19 protein-coding genes and 1 pseudogene are annotated in these 20811 nt (G+C 64.8%); 9 read left to right on the top strand and 11 right to left on the bottom strand.

Going from position 1 to position 20811, the window contains the following annotated elements; genetic code table 11:
- The first annotated feature begins 69 nt into the window (after positions 1–69).
- From THL1_RS07020 to THL1_RS31270, 3 genes and pseudogenes are all read left to right on the top strand, one after another.
- Positions 70–411, top strand: coding sequence for a hypothetical protein (locus THL1_RS07020; RefSeq protein ID WP_069082586.1), 342 nt, complete (start codon positions 70–72; stop codon positions 409–411).
- 368 nt (positions 412–779) lie between these two features.
- A pseudogene (locus tag THL1_RS31275) lies at positions 780–1532 on the top strand (HAMP domain-containing protein); the annotation flags it as partial.
- Positions 1524–2387, top strand: a complete 864-nt coding sequence (locus THL1_RS31270) for a methyl-accepting chemotaxis protein (RefSeq protein WP_414703744.1) — start codon at positions 1524–1526, stop codon at positions 2385–2387. The pseudogene THL1_RS31275 and the gene THL1_RS31270, both read left to right, overlap by 9 nt.
- 60 nt (positions 2388–2447) lie before the next feature.
- Here the strand turns inward: THL1_RS31270 and THL1_RS07010 are convergent, their stop codons facing one another.
- The 3 genes from THL1_RS07010 to maiA all read right to left on the bottom strand — a co-directional run bounded on the left by THL1_RS07010 (position 2448) and on the right by maiA (position 5913).
- Positions 2448–3551: a hypothetical protein gene (locus THL1_RS07010; RefSeq protein WP_069082584.1), complete on the bottom strand. Its 1104-nt coding sequence runs from the start codon at positions 3549–3551 to the stop codon at positions 2448–2450.
- 204 nt (positions 3552–3755) lie between these two features.
- A complete protein-coding gene (locus THL1_RS07005; protein ID WP_069082583.1) occupies positions 3756–5165 on the bottom strand; it encodes an amino acid permease in 1410 nt (469 codons plus the stop codon).
- An 82-nt stretch (positions 5166–5247) separates the two neighbouring features.
- Entirely contained in the window at positions 5248–5913 is a 666-nt protein-coding gene (gene maiA, locus THL1_RS07000) for a maleylacetoacetate isomerase (RefSeq protein ID WP_069082582.1), read from the bottom strand.
- A 296-nt stretch (positions 5914–6209) separates the two neighbouring features.
- Here maiA and THL1_RS06995 point away from each other — a divergent pair, with 296 nt between their 5' ends.
- Positions 6210–7307 (top strand): helix-turn-helix transcriptional regulator, encoded by a 1098-nt coding sequence (locus THL1_RS06995; RefSeq protein ID WP_069082581.1) that lies wholly within the window; start codon positions 6210–6212, stop codon positions 7305–7307.
- Positions 7308–7460: 153 nt separating this feature from the next.
- Complete coding sequence (locus tag THL1_RS06990; RefSeq protein ID WP_069082580.1) at positions 7461–8357, top strand: class I SAM-dependent methyltransferase; 897 nt, start codon at positions 7461–7463, stop codon at positions 8355–8357.
- Positions 8358–8500: 143 nt separating this feature from the next.
- Here the strand turns inward: THL1_RS06990 and THL1_RS06985 are convergent, their stop codons facing one another.
- From THL1_RS06985 to THL1_RS06965, 5 genes are all read right to left on the bottom strand, one after another.
- On the bottom strand, positions 8501–10282 hold the full coding sequence (locus THL1_RS06985) for an ABC transporter ATP-binding protein (protein WP_069082579.1): 1782 nt from the start codon (positions 10280–10282) through the stop codon (positions 8501–8503).
- Positions 10275–10877, bottom strand: coding sequence for a DsbA family protein (locus tag THL1_RS06980; protein ID WP_162493747.1), 603 nt, complete (start codon positions 10875–10877; stop codon positions 10275–10277). Before THL1_RS06980 ends, THL1_RS06985 begins: the two co-directional genes overlap by 8 nt.
- Positions 10878–10915: 38 nt before the next feature.
- Positions 10916–11851, bottom strand: coding sequence for a rhodanese-related sulfurtransferase (locus THL1_RS06975; protein ID WP_069082578.1), 936 nt, complete (start codon positions 11849–11851; stop codon positions 10916–10918).
- Positions 11852–12019: 168 nt separating this feature from the next.
- Positions 12020–12325: a BolA family protein gene (locus tag THL1_RS06970; RefSeq protein WP_069082577.1), complete on the bottom strand. Its 306-nt coding sequence runs from the start codon at positions 12323–12325 to the stop codon at positions 12020–12022.
- A 16-nt stretch (positions 12326–12341) separates the two neighbouring features.
- Positions 12342–12851: a DUF2059 domain-containing protein gene (locus THL1_RS06965; RefSeq protein ID WP_069082576.1), complete on the bottom strand. Its 510-nt coding sequence runs from the start codon at positions 12849–12851 to the stop codon at positions 12342–12344.
- Positions 12852–13141: 290 nt separating this feature from the next.
- Between THL1_RS06965 and THL1_RS06960 the strand changes: the two genes are divergently transcribed.
- From THL1_RS06960 to THL1_RS06950, 3 genes are all read left to right on the top strand, one after another.
- Complete coding sequence (locus THL1_RS06960; RefSeq protein WP_069082575.1) at positions 13142–14152, top strand: DUF2804 domain-containing protein; 1011 nt, start codon at positions 13142–13144, stop codon at positions 14150–14152.
- 72 nt (positions 14153–14224) lie between these two features.
- Entirely contained in the window at positions 14225–15619 is a 1395-nt protein-coding gene (locus THL1_RS06955; RefSeq protein WP_069082574.1) for a class II fumarate hydratase, read from the top strand.
- Positions 15612–16232, top strand: coding sequence for an NAD(P)H-dependent oxidoreductase (locus THL1_RS06950; RefSeq protein ID WP_069082573.1), 621 nt, complete (start codon positions 15612–15614; stop codon positions 16230–16232). Before THL1_RS06955 ends, THL1_RS06950 begins: the two co-directional genes overlap by 8 nt.
- A gap of 65 nt (positions 16233–16297) precedes the next feature.
- Here the strand turns inward: THL1_RS06950 and THL1_RS06945 are convergent, their stop codons facing one another.
- A complete protein-coding gene (locus THL1_RS06945; RefSeq protein WP_069082572.1) occupies positions 16298–17263 on the bottom strand; it encodes a DMT family transporter in 966 nt (321 codons plus the stop codon).
- Between the two features lie 222 nt (positions 17264–17485).
- On the opposite strand from THL1_RS06945, the gene THL1_RS06940 reads away from it, so the two are divergent.
- Positions 17486–17695, top strand: coding sequence for a DUF6316 family protein (locus THL1_RS06940; RefSeq protein WP_069082571.1), 210 nt, complete (start codon positions 17486–17488; stop codon positions 17693–17695).
- 229 nt (positions 17696–17924) lie between these two features.
- On the opposite strand, the gene THL1_RS06935 is transcribed toward THL1_RS06940, so the two are convergent.
- Together THL1_RS06935 and pap are read right to left on the bottom strand one after the other, a co-directional pair.
- Entirely contained in the window at positions 17925–19109 is a 1185-nt protein-coding gene (locus THL1_RS06935) for a thiolase family protein (protein ID WP_069082570.1), read from the bottom strand.
- A gap of 104 nt (positions 19110–19213) precedes the next feature.
- Positions 19214–20701 carry a polyphosphate:AMP phosphotransferase gene (pap, locus tag THL1_RS06930; RefSeq protein WP_069082569.1) on the bottom strand — a complete coding sequence of 496 codons (1488 nt, stop codon included), beginning with the start codon at positions 20699–20701 and terminating at the stop codon, positions 19214–19216.
- Between the last annotated feature and the right edge of the window lie 110 nt (positions 20702–20811).

The raw sequence follows: 20811 nt of genomic DNA, 5'->3' as shown, positions 1-20811 counted from the left end.
TGAGAACTTCCTCAACTTCCTTAATATCCCGCCTCGGGGGTCAATCGGGGGGTTCACGAGGAAGAAGCAATGAAATCCGCAATTACCACCACTGCCTTGTCCAGCCTGCTGTTTTCTGTTGTCGCGCTTACTTCGTTGCAGGCGTCCAGCGCATCCCTTCAACCGGCAGCCCAGCAGCCGTTCCTGATGCTGGCGGAAGGAGGCGGAGATCGCCTCCTGCAACATCGGGAGATGCAGGCGCAACGCGTGCAGACGACCGACGAGGATCGCGAGCGTTTCGCCCAGTTGGTCGAGAACGAACCAACGGCGGCCGGCTCATGGACCGCCCAGGAAGTGGCAGAGCCGGTCGCGAAACCCGCAACCCCCTATAAATCACGCATCCACCATCAGCCAGTGAGCTACGAGTATTGATTTGAAGTAAGCCAACCCTCCGGGCGCTTCCCGTCCGGCGCCCGGAGGGAATCGATACACACCCATCGCAAACGAATGCGCTCACACAGGCCCCCCGACGCCCAAGGATGGGCTTCAGCCGGGTGGACCACGCTTCACCGATCCACCATTCGAGGTCTGGCATAGCGCCGCTGGTGAGCGGGTTCGCCCCCAGACCGCCCCGCCTGGAGCGCCTACCCCATGGCACCGAACTGGCACGCTGAGGGGTCAGGGAACTGGCTGAGTTACTCCGCCCTCATGAGGCCCGACTGGCGGCCGATAAACTCTCCAGCGCCACTTGCTGCTGGACTACCCTTGCCAGCATCGGGCCATACCAGCAGGGACAGGACATGAAAATAAGACAGAAAATGGTCGCCTCCGGTGCAATCAGCGTCATCGCCGCCGCCCTTCTGGGCGGAATCGGCTACTGGGGACAGACGGAGCTGGCCGATGCGCTGGCCGAGAACCAGCTCAGCGTTAGCGCACTGCGCAATCATCTGGAGGGCGACATGATGCACGACGCCCTGCGCGCGGACGTACTAGCTGCCCTGTTGGTGCAGCCGGGCGACCAGGCCGGGGCCGACCAGGTGCGCAATGACCTGCGCGAGCACAGCGAGTGGTTTCGTCGCACCCTGGGCGACAACGCGAAGCTGCCGCTGACAGCGGACATCCGCACCGCCATCGCCGAATCCCAACCCGCCCTGGAGGCCTATATCGGCGAGGCCGAGCGCATCGTCAACCTCGCCCTTCGCGATCCACAGGCGGCCCGCGCCGAGTTGCCCTCCTTCGAGCGCAGTTTCGGCGAGCTGGAAGAGAAGAACGAAGCCCTGAGCGGCACGATCGAGGCGCACGCGGCCAAGACCCGTACCGATGGCGAGGCCGCAGTCAGCCGCGCAGCAAGCTGGCTGGTGGGCGGCATCCTGCTGGTGATCGGCCTGCTCTGCCTGGTCACCAGCCAACTGATGCGCGCAGTGCTGCGGCCGCTGGAGAAGACGGTGAAAGTGGCCCGCGCCATCGCCCAGGGCAACCTGCTCACCCAGGTCAGCATCGACAGCGACGACGAAGCCGGCCAACTGCAGCGCGCACTGGCCGAGATGCAGGGCAACCTGCGCCAGATGATCGCCACCATTCGCAGCGAGAGCGAAGAGCTGCGCGGCACCGCCCACCGCCTCAGCGAAACCTCACAAAGCATCGTGGACGGTGCGGGCGAGCAGTCCGACAGCGCCACCAACATGGCCGCGGCCATGGAACAGATGATCGCCAATATCGACCAGATCGCCGACCATGCCCGCAATGCACAGGATATTTCAGCGCATTCGGAAGACCTTGCCGGCAGCGGTGGCAAGGTGATCCTCGGCGTGGTGGAAGGCATGAACCGCATCGCCGACGCGGTGAACCAGTCCTCCAGCACCATCACGGCGCTGGGCCAGTCGTCTGAGGAAATCCACTCCATCATCCAGGTGATCAAAGGCATTGCCGAGCAGACCAACCTGCTGGCGCTGAACGCCGCCATCGAAGCGGCCCGTGCCGGGGAAGCCGGACGCGGCTTCGCGGTGGTGGCGGATGAAGTGCGCAACCTCGCAGCGCGTACCGCGCAATCAACCCAGGAGATCACCGGGATGATCCAGCGCATCCGGGAAACCACGCAGCAGGCGGTGGACAGCATGCAGACCGGCGTGGAGCGGGTTCAGGACGGTGTTGGCCTGGCCCGGCAGGCCGGCGAGTCGATAAGCGAGATTCGCAGCGGTGCCCACCGCGCCGCGGAGGTGGTGGAGGAGATTTCCCATACCATCGGCGAGCAGTCCAAGGCCAGCAGCGAAGTCGCCCAGCGGGTCGAGCTCATCGCCCAGATGTCACGGAACAACAGCCAGGCCATGCAGGACCTGGCCCAGGCCGCCGAGCGCCTTGACCGCGTGGCAAGCGCCATGCAGTCGTCGGTGGCGCGGTTCCAGATCTGAGGCCCTGAAAGCATCGAGCCGCCCGTGGCCGGCTCGATGGTCCTTCACCGCCAGGAAACGTCAGGCCGCCGCCTTCAGCATCTCCAGCAGCGCAGGCAGCTGCAACGCCTGGGCGCCAGTGACGGACAGGGAACAACGGTCGCCGGCGGTTTCCACCAGTTGCTTCAGGTCATTGGCCGCCACGTGCCCGCCGTTGAGCTGCAGGTCCAGCTTTTTCGTCTTCCCCGCCGCTTCCAGCGCCGTGGCCAGGTCCGTAACCTTGATCGACTGGGCGCTGCTAACACCAATGGACGTGCTGATACCGGACACCTGGATGGCCTGCACCAGTCCCGCAGCGGTGGTCCGCACGCCGTTGAACTCGACGCTGAGCCGGCGGGTATGGCCGGTGGCCTCTATGGTCGCCAGCAGCCGCGCGGCGCTCAGTGCCTCGGCGGTGTTCAGCCGAACCAGGGTATTGGTGCCAGCGGCGGCCACCACCTGCGGCAGGTTGGTACCTTCGATTTGCGAGCCATTGAAGGACAGGCTGAGGTGCTTGCCGTCCCCCGCTCCCAGCATCAGCGAGGAGAGATCGTGCTGACTCAGGCAATGGGCGGTGTTGATGGCGATGCCGGTACTGGCGCCAGCGGCCTCCAGGGCCTGGGCCAGGTTGGCCACCGGCTGGGCGCCGCCCATTTCCACCGCGAGGTTGCGCTCATCACCGGCAGCTTCGAGGGTGGCCAGCAGGGTATCCATGCTCAGGGACTGGGACGCGCCAATGCCGATATCCACCTGCCGGCCGGCGGCCTCCAGCGCCGAGCACAGCAGTTCTTCGGTGGCGCCGCTGCCGCTGAAGACCGCCCGCAGGGACTTGCCGTCGCCGGCGGCCGTGATGGCGGTGACCAGGACGCTCGGGGTCACCGCCTGGGCCGAATTGATGTTCACCGAAGTAAGCCCCCCGGCAAAGCTGACCGCCTGTTGCAGGCTGCGGGAATCCAGGCGGGCGCCTTCGAAGCCAAGGACCAGGTTCTTCTCGCTGCCAGCGGCGCTGAGCACCGACAGCAGGCTGCTGGCGTCCATTTCGTGGGCGGCGGAATAGTGAATGGTCGTGTTCTCCCCGGCGGCCAGGATCGCCTGGCGCAGGACGTTGATCGCAACGGAATCATCGAAGTGCAGAGCCAGTTTCATTCTTCTGTTCTCCTGTACGAGTCCTGGAAACGAACCCCGACCATACAGAGAAACCCCCGACTAACAAGCTGAATATGTCAACACTTTTCCTGTAATTTTCCGAATATCACTACAATTTATCTGATTTTTGCGCAATCCACTTCCGAGCGCCCCACGGACATGCAAAGGCCCGGCATGAGGCCGGGCCTTCGAAGGTTGCACGGATCAGTCGGCGACGCAGGCCTGGCGGGAGCTGGCGGCGGTGGACAGCTTCAGGCGGTAGCAGCCCCACATCACCAGCAGCCATACCGGGATGGCGTACACGGACACCTGGATGCCCGGGATCATCAGCATGATGCCGAGGATGAACAGCACGAAGGCCAGGCACAGGTAGTTGCCCATGGGGAACCAGAGGGCGCGGAAGCCCGTACGGACGCCGTCCTTGTCCATGCACTGGCGGAACTTCAGGTGGGAGTAGCTGATCATCGCCCAGTTGATCACCAGGGCGGCCACCACCAGGGACATCAACAGTTCCAGCGCGTTATGCGGAACCACGTAGTTGACGATGACGGCGAGGAAGGTCACCACAGCCGACACCAGCAGCGAGCGCACCGGTACGCCGCGCTTGTCCACCTTGGCCAGGGCGCGCGGGGCGTCGCCCTGTTCGGCCAGGCCCAGCAGCATGCGGCCATTGCAGTAGGTGCCGCTGTTGTAGACCGACAGCGCGGCGGTGAGCACCACGAAGTTCAGCAGGTGAGCGGCGGTGTCGCTGCCGATCAGCGCGAAGATCTTCACGAAGGGGCTGCCGCTGTAGGGGTCTCCGGCGCTGTTGATCGACGCCAGCAGCGCGTCCCAGGGGCTCAGGGACAGCAGCACCACCAGCGCGCCGACATAGAAGATCAGGATGCGGTAGATCACCTGGTTGATCGCCTTGGGGATCACCTGCTTCGGCTTGTCGGCCTCGGCTGCGGTGAAGCCGAGCATTTCCAGCCCGCCGAAAGAGAACATGATGAAGGCCATCGCCATCACCAGGCCGCTGACGCCATTGGGGAAGAAGCCGCCGTGGGACCAGAGGTTGGCAACGGTTGCCTGTTCACCACCACTGCCGCTGAACAGCAGCCAGCAGCCGATGACGATCATCCCGACGATGGCGACGACCTTGATCATGGCGAACCAGAATTCCGCCTCGCCGAAGAGCTTCACGTTGGCCAGGTTGATGGCGTTGACCACCAGGAAGAACACCGCTGCGGTGGCCCAGGTCGGAACCTCCGGCCACCAGAAATGGATGTACTTGCCCACTGCGGTGAGTTCGCTCATCCCCACCAGGATGTAGAGCACCCAGCAGTTCCAGCCGGAGAGGAAGCCGGCGAAGCCGCCCCAGTACTTGTGGGCGAAGTGGCTGAAGGAGCCGGCGACGGGCTCTTCGACGATCATCTCGCCGAGCTGGCGCATGATCAGGAAGGCGATGAAACCGCAGAGGGCGTAACCGAGGATCATCGACGGGCCGGCGGACTTGAGGACCCCGGCCGAACCGAGGAAGAGACCGGTGCCGATGGCGCCGCCGAGGGCGATCAACTGGATGTGGCGATTCTTCAGGCCGCGTTTCAGCTCGCCCGAGTGTTGCATGTCACTCATTGCGTCACCTTTTGTTGTTGTCGTGACGGGATTTCACCCGCCGGGCTTGTGGTCCGGCGGAAGTTTGCAAGGCGGGTAAACCTTATTGCGCGTCTGGCTGTACCTCCGGAGCAGCATTCCTGAATGCTTCGAGGGCGTCGCAGCGCGCAGCGATATCGAGGATGCGCGGATACGCCGACAGGTCACAATCGAAGCGTCGCGCGTTGTAGACCTGGGGGACCAGGCAGGCCTCCAGGTAGCCGGGACGGCTGCCCAGGGAGAGCTTGCCGCCAAAGGCTTCCAGCCCCTTTTCCACAGCCCCGAAGCCCAAGGCCACCCAGTGGCGGTACCAGGCGTCCTTGGCTTCGTCGGCCACGCCCAGCTCGGCCTTGAGGTACTGCAGCACCCGCAGGTTGTTCAGCGGGTGCAGGTCGCAGGCAATGTGCAGGGCCAGGGAACGTACCAACGCGCGCTGGGCCGGGTCGGCCGGCAGCAGGGCGGGTACGGGGAAGACTTCTTCGAGGTATTCGAGGATGGCCAGGGATTGCGCGATGCGGACTGCGCCACCGGCATTGCCGGCGTCCACCAGCAACGGCAGGAGGCCCTGGGGATTGAGTTCGCGATAGGTGCCCTGGTGCTGCTGGCCGCCGTCCTTGACCAGATGGACGGCCTCCTGGCGATAAACCAGGCCCTTGAGGTTAAGGGCAATACGCACGCGGTACGCAGCGCTGGAGCGCCAGTACCCGTAGAGGGTGAGTTCGGTATTCATGGCGTCGGGCCGATTTTTTGTTTGCGCCATCTCACTCTGGCAGCGCTTGGCGAACAAGCCGCGTGATGGACATCGGCGCGGCGCCGGACGGTCAATCCGGAAAGTTTTCCTTACAGCCGCCGGAGCGAGTCGATATCACGCGGCAGGCGCCCCACCGGCGTAAGGTTTACTTGACAGGCCGTTCAGCCAGGCTGCCAGGCCGGAACCCGCCCGGCCGACCAGCGGCGATAGGCAAGGGGTCCTGGCCTGTGCGATATGACGGCAATGCGCCACCAACCCCGCAAGGACGCCACGCAATGCCACGCCTGGATGAGCTCTACGACAACCTGGTGAACCTCTGCTACGAGTGCGTACTCGACAAAGACACCTGGCGGCCGCTACTGAAGCAACTGGTGGACGCCACGGGCCACCAGATGGGTGCCCTGCTCTTCCTCGACCAGCGGGAGCAGCGGCCGCACGTCACCTCCATCAACCTCTGCGATCCGGCCACGGTGGACGCCTACAACAGTTACTACCACCAGTACGATCCGGCCAAGGAAGTCCTGGTGCCACGCCCCGTGGGCAGTTGGTACCACGACCGCGAAGACCTGGGGCTGCAACGCATCCGCCGCGACCCCTATTACCAGGAATTCCACATCCCCTTCGGCATGAGCAGCATTTCCTGCATCAAGCTGCAGGAGCAGACCGACTCGGGGATTTACCTGTCGTTGCTGACGGCGACGGGGGCCACCCTGCCGGAAAAAGAGCATCGCGATCTGCTGCAGCGCCTCAGCCCGCACCTGCTGCGCGCAGCGCGAATGGCCGATCGCTTCCAGGCGCTGGAACTGGAGACCGCCCACCGCGACCTGCTGCTGGAGCGCCACCCTGCACCGCTGTGGCTGCTGAATGCCGAAGGGCGGGTACTGTTCTGCAACCGTCAGGCCGAACAACGGCTGAGCCAGCCGCAGTTTGCCCTTCAAGGTCGCCAGGGGCGGGTACACGGCAAGACCATCGATGGTCGCCTGCAGGCGCTGATTCGCCAGGCCACTGGCCGCCATGGCAAACGCAGCGCCGGCTGGCTGCCATTGAGCTACGACCCCCCGGTGCAACTGCTGGTGACGCCGGTGCCCGAAGCATCGGCGCTGGCCGCCCGGCATCCGGGGCCGCTGGTGCTCCTGGCCCTGCTGGAAAGCCAGCTCCCGAGCCAGTTGCTGGCCGACCTGTTCCAGCTCACCCCGGCGGAGCTGCGCCTGGCCGAGTTGCTGGTGCGCGGCCTGGCGCCCGAGGCGTGCGCGGAGCATCTGAACGTCTCGATCAACACCATTCGCACCCAGTTGCGCGCCCTGTTGCGCAAGACGGAAACCGAGCGCCAGGTCGAACTGATCAGCCTCTTCGCGCGGTTGCAGGGGCTCTGAATCGCAGGCCTCCGCCCATCCGGAAGCGTCGTGTCATTCATCTGAATGATGGCAGGCGAATGGCCATCAACTAACGTTCTTAGCTGAGTGAATGAGTGCCTTCATCCCGCGTGACGGGTCAAGGAATCCACGTCTGGCCAAAGGAGGTGCCGTGTGGAAGAGATCAGCGATCCGGAAGAGCTGAGCAAATACATTCAGCAGCAAGAGCAACTCCAGCGGGAGCTGGCGCATATCAAAGCCGAGCGTGAGCGCATGAAACTCGACGCGCCCGCGCCACCCGCCGAAGAAGAACCGGCACCGAGCAATATCCTGCCCTTCCCCAGCCGACCACTGCCCAGCCCCAGCCTGCGCTGCGGCAATGCCCTGCTGCTGGACTATCTCTACGGGGTGGAGTCCGACGCGCTGCGCGAGCTGCCCGAAGAACGCACCCGGCAACTGTTCGATTTCGCCACCAGCGCGCAAGCGGCCCGCGCCCTGCGCTGCCGCCGACGCATGCTCGCACGCGCCCTGGACGAAACCTGCCAGCGCGCCGGCAAGAACGCCCGCCTGCTGTGCATCGCCGGCGGGCATTTCCGCGAAGCGGAGCTGTCCCGCGAGCTGCGCCACGGACGCTTCGGCGAGATGCGAGTGTTCGATGACGATACCGCGCGGCTGGAAACGGTGCGCAAGAGTTACGGTGCGCTGGGCGTGCATACCCAACAGGGCAGCCTGGAACAGTTGCTGGCCGGTGAATACCGGCTGCAGGACTTCGATCTGGTGTATTCCGCGGGCGTCACCGAGTTGCTCGACGACCGTCGCTGCGAACGTCTGGTCCATCGCCTGTTCCAGTCCGTGCGGCCGGGCGGCCGCCTGCTCCTGGCCAACTTCCGTCCTGGCGTCAACGCCATTGGCTTCCTCGAAAGGTTGCTGGACTGGCGTCCACGCTACCGTCACGACGCACAGATGCTCAGCCTGCTGGACGGCATCGATTACAACGAGATCGCGTCGGCGCGGGTGTTCCAAGACATCGGCCAGCGCATCGTCTTCCTCGAGGTGGTGCGGTACGGCTGACAGAGGCGGCCCTACGGGGGAACCCTACTCGTAGGGTGCGCCACGCGCACCAAATCAGCGTACAGATTGGCTACTTCGTCAAAGCCAGACCGAGCTGCGGTGCGCATGGCGCACCCTACAAACGTGCCGCCTGCCCCGCTTGGTCACCCCTGCTGCAAATGCCCGTAGAGCTTCGCGTAAAGGCCGCCTTCGGCGATCAACTGCTGGTGGTCGCCGTCTTCGGCGATATGGCCGCCGTCGAACACCAGCACCCGATCTGCCTGCTTAACCGCCGACAGGCGGTGGGCGATGATCAGGGTGGTGCGGCCGTTGAGGAAGGTACCCAGCGCCTGGTGCAGGGCGTATTCGGTGGCGGCGTCCAGGGCGGAGGTGGCTTCGTCGAGGACGACCACCTTGGGCTCAGCCAGCACCATGCGGGCGATGGCCAGGCGTTGCCGCTGGCCACCGGACAAGCGCACGCCGGAACGCCCCACCACGCTGTCCAGCCCCTGCGGCAGACTGCGGATGGTGTCGGCCAACTGAGCGATTTCCAGGGCGTGCCAGCAGGCGTCGTCACTGCGTGAACGCCCCATGGTCAGGTTGGCGCGCACGCTGTCGTTGAACAGGGCAGGATGCTGCAGGACCACGGCGACGTTGTCGCGCACCTCGGCCAGGCCGATCTCTTCCAGCCGGCATCCGCCGAAGCGGATCTGCCCGGCCTGGGGTTGGTAGAGACCCAGCAGCAGTTGCACCAGGGTGCTCTTGCCACCGCCGCTGGCGCCGACGATGGCGACTTTCTCGCCGGGCGCGATGGACAGGTTGAGGCCATCCAGAACCGGTTCCTCTGCGTAGGCGAAACGCAGCCCCTTCACTTCGATCCCCACGGTCTCGCGGCCGCGGAACGGATCGACGCTCGGCGTGTACTGGGGCTCGTCGGCACGGGCCAGCAACTCATTGATGCGACCGACGGCAGCACTGGCTGAATAGTAGGAATACTGCAGGCCGAGCAGTTGCTCCACCGGCCCGATCATGAACCAGAGGTAGCTGAACACCGCCAGCATCTGGCCGATGGACAGGTCGGAGAAAAGCACCGTGAGCATGGCCGCAGCGCGGAAGAAATCGATGCCGAACTGGAACAGCAGGCCGCTGGTGCGCCCCGCCGCGTCGCTCTTCCACTGGGAAGCGACGGCATAGTCGCGGACTTCCTGGGCACGCTGGCCGAGACGGCCGAAGAAGAAACCCTGGCGGTTGCTGGTACGTACTTCCTGAATCGCTTCCAGGGTTTCCGTCAGCGCCTGGGTGAAGCGCGCGGTGCTGTCGTTTTCCAGCTTCTTAAGGTGTTTGATGCGCTTGCCGAGCTGTACCGTGGCGTAGATCACCAGCGGGTTGAAGAGCAGGATCAGCAGCGCCAGCTGCCAATGCATCCAGACCAGGATGGCCGCCGTGCCGGTGAGGGTGAGCACGGCCACCAGGAAGCGGCTCAAGGTCTCGCCGACAAACTTGTCCAGGGTGTCCAGGTCGGTCACCAGGTGGGCGGTGACGGTGCCGCCGCCGAGGCTTTCGTATTCGCCCAGGGAGATGCGCTTGAGGCGTTCGATCAGGCGGGTACGTATGCGGTAGACGATGTCCTTGGCCAGCCGCGCGAAGAGGCGCGCCTGCAACACGTTGAACACCAGGGCCATGCCGCGCAGCATCAGGGTGACGACCAGCATCAGGCCGATGTAGCCAACGGCGTTTTCCCAAGGCTGGGGCAGGAAATTGTCCATGAAGCGCAGTGCCGCATCGCCCTGTTTCAGCAGCACTTCATCCACCAGCAGGGGCAGCAACAGCGGAATGGGCACGCTGCAGAGGGTAGCCAGTACGGCAACGAAGTTAGCCAGCCAGAGGGCCTTCTTGTGGCGCAAGGCCAGACGGCGGATCTCCGCCCAGCTCAAGCGATCAGGCATGGGCGCCCCGCTCCAGCCAACGGCCCAGTAGCGGCGCCAGTTCGTCCAGCGGCTGATAGCCATTGGTCAGCAGCGCCAGTTGGCCGTCGCGTTCGGCCAGCAAGGTGGGGAAGCCGGCGATGCCGAGGTCCTGCACCCAGGTGAAATCAGCCACGGCCCGTTCATGGGCGCCCGCGCTGTCGAAGGTCTCGGCGAACTCGATGCGCGGAATCCCCGCCTGCTCGGCCAGCGCCACCAGGGTGGCGGCCTGGGTCACATTCCGTCCTTCGGCATAGAAGGCATGCTGGATCAGCCTGACCAGCGGCCAGGCCAGTTCCGGCGCGAGCTCCTGGGCGACGACCAGCGCGCGACAGGCGGGCTCGGTGTCATAGACGAAGCCATCGGGCAGCGCACCGTCGAAACGGAAGGGCTGCCCGGTGGCCTGGTTGACCGCCTGCCAGTGTTCGAGGATGTAGCGTCTGGTCTGGCCATCCAGCGCGGCCCCCTGACCGGTACGCAGGCCGCCGGCCACCAGATGCAGTGGCACGCCGGCCGCCGCGGCCTGCCCGGCAAGGGCCTCCACGACCGGGGCGAAGCCCCAGCACCAGGAACACATGGGGTCCATCACGTAGAGCAGGCGGGCCTTGGACACACTCAGTCCTCCATTGCTTGGCGCGGGTCGCGGCCGATCGGGTGAGGCAGGTTGCGAGCCTTGGCCAGTTCGATCTGCTTCTGCCGCTCGATGGCACTGGCGCGGGTCTTCTCGCTCAGGCTGTCCCAGCAGTGCGGGCAACTGATGCCGGGCGCATAGTGCTCCGACTGGCGATCCTCCACCGAGATCGGGTTACGGCAGGCGTGGCACTGGTCGAAATCGCCTTCCGATAGATCGTGGCGCACGGTCACGCGATTGTCGAAGACGAAGCAGTCGCCGCGCCAGCGGGTTTCATCCTGGGGCACCTCTTCCAGGTACTTGAGGATGCCGCCCTTGAGGTGGAACACCTCTTCGAAGCCCTGGTTGAGCATGTAGCTGGAGGCCTTCTCGCAGCGGATGCCGCCGGTGCAGAACATCGCGACCTTCTTGTGCACCGCCGGATCGAAGTTGGCCTTGATGTAGTCGGGAAACTCGCGGAACGACTTGGTCTCGGGGTCGATCGCCCCTTCGAAGGTGCCAATGGCCACTTCGTAGTCATTGCGGGTATCGATCAGCAGCACGTCGGGATCGCTGATCAGGGCGTTCCAGTCCCTGGGCTCGACATAGGTGCCGACTTGCTGGTTCGGGTCGACGCCGGGCACGCCGAGGGTGACGATTTCTTTCTTCAGCTTGACCTTGGTGCGGTAGAACGGCTGCTCGTCGCAGTAGGACTCCTTGTGATCCAGTTCAACCAGGCGCGGATCGCCCCTGAGCCAGGCGAGCAGCGCATCGATGCCTTCGCGGGTGCCGGACACGGTGCCGTTGATGCCTTCTTCGGCCAGAAGCAGGGTGCCTTTGACGCCGTTGTCCAGCAGGGTCTTGAGCAGGGGTTCACGCAGCGCTACGTAGTCCTTCAGGGTGACGAACTTGTACAGCGCCGCAACAACGATCTGGGTCATGCGGTGACTTCCTCCAGTGGTCGCCCACGTAAAGGGCGGACCGGGTGACAGAAACGACTGCGCCGGCAGGGCCGGCGCGGTGCGAAGTCTATCAAAAAGCCGCAGACCGTTGGCTGCGTGAGAATGCCTCAGGCGCCGAAAGGGCATCGGGCGCCTGCTTGCAGGCCCTCAATGCCCGAGCTTGCTGCCGCCCTTGCAGGTCGGTGACGCTGGTGCAGCGCCCTGCGCCGCCCACTCCTCGGGGGTATAGGTGTGCAACGCCAGTGCATGGAACTGTCCCATCAGCTCGCCCAGGCTGGCATAGACCTTCTGGTGGCGCTTGACGGCATTCAACCCGGCAAACACCGGGCTGACGATAACGGCCTTGTAGTGAGTTTCCTGGCCACGGCTGTGCATGTGGCTCTCATCCAGCACGTCCAGGTGCTGGGGTTCGAGAGCGGCCAGGGCGGTGAGGATTCGGTCACGCATGGACATCGAACGTCTACTCCGGTTACTGCTTCTTCTTGTCCTGGGGTGCCAGCTCGCCGGTCATGTCGCTGAGCAGCTTGTTGACCTCGGGTACGGCGGCTTCCAGGCGGCTCTGGGTGAGCTGGGCGGACTGCTGGGTGAGGGCCGGCATCTTCTCCAGCACTTTCTTGCCCAGGGGGGACTCATAGAAGGCGATCAGGTCCTTGAGTTCGCTCTCGCTGAAGTTGCTGGTGTAGATCTTCACCAGCTCCGGCTTCAGTTTGTCCCAGCCGACAGCCTTGTCCAGGGCGGCGTTGGCCTTGGCCTGGTAGCTCTCGAGGGTGGCTTTCTTGTTCGCCGGCGCCTGGGTCTGCTGGAAACGCTGCTCGAACATCTGCTGCACCTGGGCGTAGACCGGAACGGTCAGCTTGTCGGCACGGGCGAGCTTGAGGAAACGCTCGGCATCGGCGGCGTGGCTGGCGGCATCGGCCAGAACCTGGCCACTGGCGCAAGCCAGCAGTACGGCGGTGCAGAGAACGCGAAGCTTGGTCATTGGGAATCCTTGTCTGGGCTCGGATTAAGGGAGAGTTGCGCCGAGGCGGATCATTTTGCGCTCAAGCCGATACCGGGCTCAAGCGGAGCAATTTTCGACCACAACGCGCCGAAAATGTGCGATGTCGCACTCCATGCAGCGGTTGTCAAAGTGACATCACTTGCTCATGCTTCCCCCCACTGGGCATGCTGTGCCGGCCCGGAATGCTCTCGTGCTGCAGAGTCGGTTTTCCGATTTGGCAGTAGCCGGTTTCCTGCGATGCCTGGGCTTTTCACACATGGACGTGCCCGATGAATAGCCATATTTCCACCCTGCCGCCGGGGGTTCCCGCGCTCTGCGATGCGCGCGGCAAGCTCGCGACCAGCGCGATCGGCTGGTCCAGCCGACCGCGCCTGAACTATGCCATCCCAGGTCACTTCGGCCGGCGCAAGCGCTGGAACCATTGGTGCATCACCACGCCGCGATGGATGCTCTCGCTGACTCTCGCGGACCTCGATTACCTGGGCTACGGCGCCGCCTACTTCCTCGACCTGGACAGAGGCCAGGCCGTCGCCTATAGACAGCTGCGCCCGTTCGCCCTGGGCTGCGAGCTGCCCGATACCCCCCTGGAAAACCACCAGTTCACTCATCCACGGCTGAAGATCCGCGTGGAGGAGTTCCCCGGCCGCCTGAGCCTGCGGGTGGAAGCGCCGGACCTGGGTGGACAGCCGTTGCATGTGGCCCTGGATGTGCAGCGCCCCGCCCATCTGGAATCGGTGAACCTGGTGGCCCCCCTGCCCGGCAGTTGCTTCCACGCCAGCAGCCGCCAGCTCGGACTGCCCGCCAGCGGCGGCGTGCAACTGGGCGAGCGCCACTACCTCTGCGCCACGGGCCAAAGCTTCGCCGCGCTGGATTTCGGCCGCGGCGTCTGGCCCTTCCAGAGTCACTGGACCCGTGCCGCCTTCGCCGCACCGGGCGGTATCGCCGGCAATTTCGGCGCCGGCTGGACCGACGCCAGCGGCCTGACCGAGAACGCCCTGTGGTTCGGCGGCCTCCTGTCCAAGCTGGATCGCCCGGTGCTGATCGAACAGGCGCAGAACGATCCGTTGGCCTCCTGGCAGTTATCCACCGCCTGTCGCCGGGTCGAGCTCACCTTCACCCCACGCCAATTGCACCAGGCCAGGCCGCGCCTGGGCCCGCTGTTCGCCGATACGCGCCAGTGGTTCGGCCGCTTCGACGGCGTCCTGCGCAGCCCTGACGGAGAATGCGTGCCGGTGACCAACGCCCTTGGCTGGCTGGGGGCCACCCGCGCGCGCTGGTAATTGCCCGAACGGTTGAACCGAGTGCCGGAGATACGGCCTAAACTGCGGAATCAATAGCCGGAGCCAATCCACATGAGCCGTACAGAAACCGACAGCCTGGGGCCCGTCGAAGTCGCCGACGACGCCTATTGGGGTGCCCAGACGCAACGCTCGCTGGAAAACTTCGCAATCGGCAGCGAGCGCATGCCGCTGGCCCTGGTGCATGCCCTGGCGCTGATCAAGAAAGCGTCTGCGCGGGTCAATGGCCGCGACGGCGACCTGCCGCCGGACGTCGCCCGCCTGATCGAGCAGGCCGCCGATGAAGTGCTGGCCGGCAAGCACGACAACCAGTTCCCCCTGGTGGTCTGGCAGACCGGCAGCGGCACCCAGTCCAACATGAATGTCAACGAGGTGATCGCCGGCCGCGCCAACGAACTGGCCACCGGCCAACGGGGCGGCAAGAGCCCGGTCCACCCCAATGACCATGTGAATTTCGCCCAGAGCTCCAACGACTGCTTCCCCACCGCGATGCACATCGCCATCGCCCAGGCGGTGCAGCACGAATTGCTGCCGGCCATCGCCGAGCTCTCCGGCGGCCTGGCCGAACAATCGGCACGCCACTCGCATCTGGTGAAGACCGGCCGCACCCACATGATGGATGCCACGCCCATTACCTTCGGCCAGGAGCTGTCCGCCTTTGTCGCCCAGCTCGACTACGCCGAGAAGGCCATCCGCGGCGCCTTGCCCATGGTGCTGCAACTGGCCCAGGGCGGAACCGCCGTGGGGACCGGTCTCAACGCGCCGCATGGTTTCGCCGAATCCATGGCTGCTGAACTGGCCGCACTGTCCGGGCTGAATTTCGTCTCGGCGCCGAACAAGTTCGCCTCTCTGGCCGGCCATGAACCGCTGGTGAACCTCTCCGGCGCCCTCAAGACCCTGGCCGTGGCACTGATGAAGATCGCCAACGACCTGCGCCTGCTGGGCTCCGGCCCCCGTGGCGGCCTGGCCGAAGTGCGGCTGCCGGCCAACGAGCCGGGCAGCTCGATCATGCCCGGCAAGGTCAACCCGACCCAGTGCGAGGCGCTGTCCATGCTGGCCTGCCAGGTCATGGGCAACGACGCCACCGTCGGCTTCGCCGCCAGTCAGGGCCACCTGCAACTGAACGTGTTCAAGCCGGTGATCGTGCACAACCTGTTGCAGTCCATCCGCTTGCTCGGCGATGGCTGCCGCAACTTCCAGCAGCACTGCGTGGCCGGCCTGGAGCCGGATGCAGCGCGCATGGCCGAGCATCTGGAGCGCGGCCTGATGCTGGTCACCGCCCTCAATCCACACATCGGCTACGACAAGGCTGCGCAGATCGCCAAGAAGGCCTACGCCGAAGGCACCACCCTGCGCGAGTCCGCCCTGGCCCTGGGTTACCTGACCGAGGAGGAGTTCGACGCCTGGGTCCGCCCGGAAAGTATGCTGGAGGCCGGTCACCATGGCTGAGGCGGCAAAGCATGGCGCCACACCGCTGGAAGGCGATGGCAAGCGTATCCTGCTGATCCTCGGCACCCCCAAAGGCGGCAGCCTGTGCCACGCCCTGGGTGACGCGTTCGCTCAGGGTGCGCGCAGCGAGGGGCACGTGGTGCGCCTGTTGAAACTGGGAGAAATGCAGTTCGACCCGGTGCTGCGAGAAGGCTACGACCAGAGCCAGAACCTGGAGCCCGACCTGCTCGACGCCCAACGGCAGATCCACTGGGCCGAGCATCTGGTGTTCGTCTATCCGGTCTGGTGGGGTGGCCTGCCGGCGCTGCTCAAGGGCTTCTTCGACCGCGTCTTCCTGCCGGGCTTCGCCTTCCGTTATCGCGGCCAGTCCCAGGCCTGGGACAAACTGCTGACCGGCCGCACCGCCGACCTGCTGGTGACCCTGGATACCCCGCCCTGGTACTTCCGCTGGATCTACGGGGCGCCAGCGCACCGCCAGATGGTGCGCACCATTCTCGGCTTTTGCGGCATCAAGACCCGCCGCCTGACCGAGTTCTCCCCGGTGCGCCCCTCCTCCGAGGAACAGCGCCAGACCTGGCTGCGCAAGGCCGAAACACTGGGCGCCCGCTGCTAGGTGAGGAGTGCCTCCATTTCTGTGGGAGCGATTTCATTCACGAATGAATTCGCTCCCACAGGTACCTATTCACCGCCGACTAATGCCGCCTGACGACGCGCGCGCCAGCTGCGCACCAGCGAGGGCGCCAGGGCGGTGAGGGCCGAGCCCAGTACGACGAACACGGCGCCGCCGTAGGCGATCCAGTTGATTTCTTCCGGCTGGACATGGTCCGGCCAGAGGCTGGCGCAAAGCGCCACGCTGGCGAAGGTCACCAGCGGAGTGATGGCCAGGGTGGCGCTGACCCGTGAGGCTTCCCAATGGGCCAGGGCTTCGGCGAAGGCACCATAGGCCACCAGAGTGTTCAGGCAGCACGCCAGCAGCAGCCAGCCCTGCAGCGGGCTCAGGCTGAACAGCTCCATCGGATGGGCCCAGGGCGTCAGCAGGACGGCGCAGCCGAGGTAGATCACCATCATCACCTGCGCCGAACTCCAGTGGCTCAGCAGTTGCTTCTGCGCCAGGCCGTAGAAGGTCCAGACAAAGGCGGAAAGCAGGATCACCAGTACGCCCAGGGTGTATTGGCTCATGGAGGTGAGCAGCTCTTCCAGGCGCTGGTTGAAGAACAGGCCGAACCCCAGGATCGTCACCACCAGGCCGAAGGCCTGCCCCAGGCTGAAGCTCTCCTTGAAGATAAACAGGCTGCTCAGCAGGAAGAGAATCGGCGCTACCTGGATCACCAGTTGCGTGGTGCCGGGGCTGAGCATGTTCAGGCCGATCAGGTAGAACACGTAGTTGCCGGTAAGCCCTCCAACGGCCAGCACCAGCAGCCAGCGACCGCGCGCGCCCAGCGGGCGGAAGGCTGGGAGGCGGCGATTGGCGCCGAGGTAGAGGAACAGCAGCGAGCCCGCCACGATCAACCGGTACCAGGTGACCGTCACCGGGTCCATGGTTTGCAGCACTTCCTTCAACCAGATGGGCAACACGCCCCAGAGCACAGCCGTGACCAGGGCGAGGAACAGGCCGTAGACCCAACGGCCGGAGGAGATATGCATGGGAACCTCAGGAGGAGCCCGCTGGACTGGCGGCGGGCGATAGGAGAGACGCCATTCTAGGAGCGCCCGGTTCCAGGGCACAGGAACAGTTTCGCTCCTGTCGGCCGCATAACTGTACCTGTCGCACCGGGCTCGCCCCCGGCACACCGCCCGTCGAGGCCCGGCGCAAGCACGCCAGCGCTGATTAGACTGAAATAGCCAATGAAAGAGGGAGGTGGTCCGATGTTCGGTCGACGTGCGTGCGACATGGCGTCAGGCACCCACTACCGCAGTGAGCGTGTCAGCGCCGTGAACGGTCAGTACTTCTTCTCCACCCGGGAAGGGACGCTGGAGGGGCCCTTCTTCACGCGTGTGGATGCGGAGCGGGAGATCGCGCTTTACATTCGCCGCATTCAGCAATCCAACGCCATACTTGCGCTTCGGGGCCGATGAGCGCCCCAGAATGAAAGAACCCGCGCCAGGCGCGGGTTTTTCCTTTTTGGCGCCCCGACAAGCTGTGGGAGCGATTTCAATCGCGAAAGGGTCGCGAAGCGGCCCCGTAGGTTGGCGCAGAGGAACGAAGCCCAACGATGCAAGGCTCGGCCTCGCTTCTAGCCCAACCTACGGCAGCCCTGCAGGATGCAGCGCGATTGAAATCGCTCCCACAGGTCCGCCCCACGCCTCAGCGATAAGCCTCGAACAGGCCGGTGGCGCCCATGCCGCCGCCCACGCACATGGTGACGATGCCGTAGCGCTTGCCACGGCGCTGCAGTTCACGCACTAGATGACCGACCTGGCGCGAGCCGGTCATGCCAAAGGGGTGGCCGATGGAAATGGAGCCGCCGTTGACGTTGTACTTCTCGTTGTCGATGCCGAGGCGATCGCGGGCGTAGAGACACTGAGAAGCGAAGGCTTCGTTCAGTTCCCACAGGTCGATGTCGTCAACGGAGAGGCCCTTGGCCTTGAGCAGCTTCGGTACCGAGAATACCGGGCCGATGCCCATCTCATCCGGCTCGCAACCGGCAACGGCAAAACCACGGAAGAACGCCTTGGGCTTCAGACCCAGCTCCAGCGCCTTGTCCAGGCTCATCAGCAGGGTCATGGACGCGCCGTCGGAGAGCTGCGAGGAGTTGCCGGCGGTGACCGAACCATCCTCGGAGAACACCGGTTTCAGCGACGCGAGGCCTTCCAGGGTAGTGTCGGCGCGGTTGCAGTCGTCGCGGTCCACCACGCCTTCGACAATGCTCTTCTCGCCGGAGGCCTTGTCTTCGACGAAGTACTTCACACTCATCGGCACGATTTCATCGTCGAACAGCCCCTCGGCCTGCGCACGGGCGGTGCGCTGCTGGCTCTGCAGGGCATAGAGGTCCTGAACTTCGCGGCTGACGTTGTAGCGGCGCGCGACGATCTCGGCGGTCTGCCCCATGGGGAAGTAGATGCCGGGGTGTTCGAGCTTCAGGCGCGGGTTGACGAAGTTGTCCTGGTTGATGCTCTTCAGGGTCAGGGTGATGGACTCGACGCCGCCAGCCACCATCACGTCGCTGCAACCCGAAGCGATCTGGTTGGCGGCAATGGCGATGGCCTGCAGGCCCGAGGAGCAGTAGCGGTTGAGGGTCATGCCGGCGACGCCGATGCCCAGGCCCGACAGCACCGCCACATTGCGGCCGATGTTGTGCCCCTGGGCGCCTTCGTTGGAGCCGGCGCCGACCACGCAGTCGTCCACCAGTGCCGGGTCGAGGTCGTTGCGTGCCAGCAGGGCGTTCACGCAATGGGCGGCCATGTCGTCCGGCCGGGTCATGTTGAACTTGCCGCGGAAGGACTTGGCCAGGCCAGTCCGCACGCTGTCGACGATCACCACTTCACGCATGACGCACCTCGTTCTTGTTGGGATGGAAAGTGGGACGAGCATAGTTCCGGCCCATACTCACCCACCACGATCATTCATCCCGCGTATGCGTCTCCATCCCGTGTTCAGCCCTTCCTGAAGGCGGCCTCCAGCGCCTCGTTGAGGGTGCGCAGGATCTTCACGCGGGCATAGCGCTTGTCGTTGGCTTCCACCAGGGTCCAGGGCGCAATCTCGGTACTGGTACGGTCGACCATGTCGTCCACCGCGTTGACGTAGAGGTCCCACTTGTCGCGGTTACGCCAGTCTTCCTCGGTGATCTTGTAGCGTTTGAAGGCAACTTGTTCGCGCTCCTTGAAGCGCTGCATCTGGGTGTCCTTGTCGATGGACAACCAGAACTTCACCAGCACGATGCCATAGTTGTGCAACTGCTCCTCGAAGTCGTTGATCTCGCCATAGGCGCGCAGCCAGTCGGCTTCCGAGCAAAAGCCCTCGACCCGTTCGACCAGCACACGGCCGTACCAGGAGCGGTCAAAGATGGTGAACTGGCCGCGCCCCGGCACATGCCGCCAGAAGCGCCAGAGGTAGGGCTGGGCGCGTTCTTCCTCGGTGGGTGCAGCGATGGGCACAGTGCGGTACTGCCGAGGGTCCAGCGCGCCGGTGACGCGTCGGATGGCGCCGCCCTTGCCGGCGGCGTCATTTCCCTCGAACACTGCCATCAGCGCATGGCCACGCATGCGCTTGTCGCGCAGCAGGCCATTCAGCCGTGCCTGCTCGGTGGCGAGTTGTTCCTTGTAGTCGTCCTTGTCGAGCGTGCGGCTGAGGTCGAGGCTGTCCAGCAGACTGCGCTCGTCCAGGCTGGACATCAGCGGCGCCGTATGGGGCTGCGGCTTGGGTCTGCCCTCCTGCTTGAGGGCGGCCTGCAACCCTTCGAGAATGATGCGGCCAACGCTGAGGCTGCGGTAACGCTCGTCGAAACCCTCGATCACATACCAGGGCGCGTAGTCGCGGCTGGTGCGGCGCAGTACCCGTTCGCCGAAGCGCACGAAGCGGTCGTAGACCTCGCTCTGTTTCCAGTCCAGGGGGTTGAGCTGCCAGCTGCGCTGGGGGTCCTTCTCCAGCGCCTTGAGGCGTTCCTTGAGCTGCTTCTTGGACAAGTGGATCCAGAACTTGAAGATCAGCGCACCCTCGTCACAGAGCATGCGCTCGAACGCTTCCGCCTCGTTGATGGCCTGGTCCAGGCGGGCGTCCTTGATATCGCCGTCAACCCGGGCGTGGAGCATCTGGCTGTACCAGTTGCCGAAGAAGATGCCGATACGCCCCTTGGGCGGCAGCTTGCGCCAGAAGCGCCACTGCGGCGGCCGCGAGAGCTCTTCGTCGGTCGGCCGCAGGAAGCTCTCCACATTGATCAGGCGCGGGTCCATCCACTCGTTGAGCAGCTTGATCGTCTCGCCCTTGCCGGCGCCCTCGATGCCGTTGATCAAGATGAGCACCGGGAAGCGCGCCTGCTGCTTCAACTCGAACTGTGCTTCCAGCAAGGCTTCGCGCAACTCCAGCACGGCCTTCTCATAGGTTTCCTTGTCGATGGAATGGCCGATCTCGGCGGATTCGAACATGCAGACCTCCTTGGCGTGATGGGGGAAAGGTAGCGGATGGCGGGGAGGCTGTCTGTTCAGTTTCGTCATGCCCACCGACTCGCCGGGTTCATCCCCCACCGAAGCGCCTA

The organism is Pseudomonas sp. TCU-HL1, from assembly GCF_001708505.1.
GTDB lineage: Bacteria > Pseudomonadota > Gammaproteobacteria > Pseudomonadales > Pseudomonadaceae > Metapseudomonas.
This window is presented reverse-complemented; position numbering and strand designations above follow the sequence as displayed.

Coding starts and splice junctions, on each gene's coding strand:
- THL1_RS06995 (WP_069082581.1), top strand. CDS start 6,210: ATGCCACGCCTGGATGAGCTCTACGACAACCTGGTGAACCTCTGCTAC.
- THL1_RS06940 (WP_069082571.1), top strand. CDS start 17,486: ATGTTCGGTCGACGTGCGTGCGACATGGCGTCAGGCACCCACTACCGC.
- THL1_RS06965 (WP_069082576.1), bottom strand. CDS start 12,851: ATGACCAAGCTTCGCGTTCTCTGCACCGCCGTACTGCTGGCTTGCGCC.
- THL1_RS06975 (WP_069082578.1), bottom strand. CDS start 11,851: ATGACCCAGATCGTTGTTGCGGCGCTGTACAAGTTCGTCACCCTGAAG.
- pap (WP_069082569.1), bottom strand. CDS start 20,701: ATGTTCGAATCCGCCGAGATCGGCCATTCCATCGACAAGGAAACCTAT.
- THL1_RS06935 (WP_069082570.1), bottom strand. CDS start 19,109: ATGCGTGAAGTGGTGATCGTCGACAGCGTGCGGACTGGCCTGGCCAAG.
- THL1_RS31270 (WP_414703744.1), top strand. CDS start 1,524: ATGCAGGGCAACCTGCGCCAGATGATCGCCACCATTCGCAGCGAGAGC.
- THL1_RS06970 (WP_069082577.1), bottom strand. CDS start 12,325: ATGTCCATGCGTGACCGAATCCTCACCGCCCTGGCCGCTCTCGAACCC.
- THL1_RS06945 (WP_069082572.1), bottom strand. CDS start 17,263: ATGCATATCTCCTCCGGCCGTTGGGTCTACGGCCTGTTCCTCGCCCTG.
- THL1_RS06960 (WP_069082575.1), top strand. CDS start 13,142: ATGAATAGCCATATTTCCACCCTGCCGCCGGGGGTTCCCGCGCTCTGC.
- THL1_RS07005 (WP_069082583.1), bottom strand. CDS start 5,165: ATGAGTGACATGCAACACTCGGGCGAGCTGAAACGCGGCCTGAAGAAT.
- THL1_RS07010 (WP_069082584.1), bottom strand. CDS start 3,551: ATGAAACTGGCTCTGCACTTCGATGATTCCGTTGCGATCAACGTCCTG.
- THL1_RS06985 (WP_069082579.1), bottom strand. CDS start 10,282: ATGCCTGATCGCTTGAGCTGGGCGGAGATCCGCCGTCTGGCCTTGCGC.
- THL1_RS06980 (WP_162493747.1), bottom strand. CDS start 10,877: ATGTGTTCCTGGTGCTGGGGCTTCGCCCCGGTCGTGGAGGCCCTTGCC.
- THL1_RS06950 (WP_069082573.1), top strand. CDS start 15,612: ATGGCTGAGGCGGCAAAGCATGGCGCCACACCGCTGGAAGGCGATGGC.
- maiA (WP_069082582.1), bottom strand. CDS start 5,913: ATGAATACCGAACTCACCCTCTACGGGTACTGGCGCTCCAGCGCTGCG.
- THL1_RS06955 (WP_069082574.1), top strand. CDS start 14,225: ATGAGCCGTACAGAAACCGACAGCCTGGGGCCCGTCGAAGTCGCCGAC.
- THL1_RS07020 (WP_069082586.1), top strand. CDS start 70: ATGAAATCCGCAATTACCACCACTGCCTTGTCCAGCCTGCTGTTTTCT.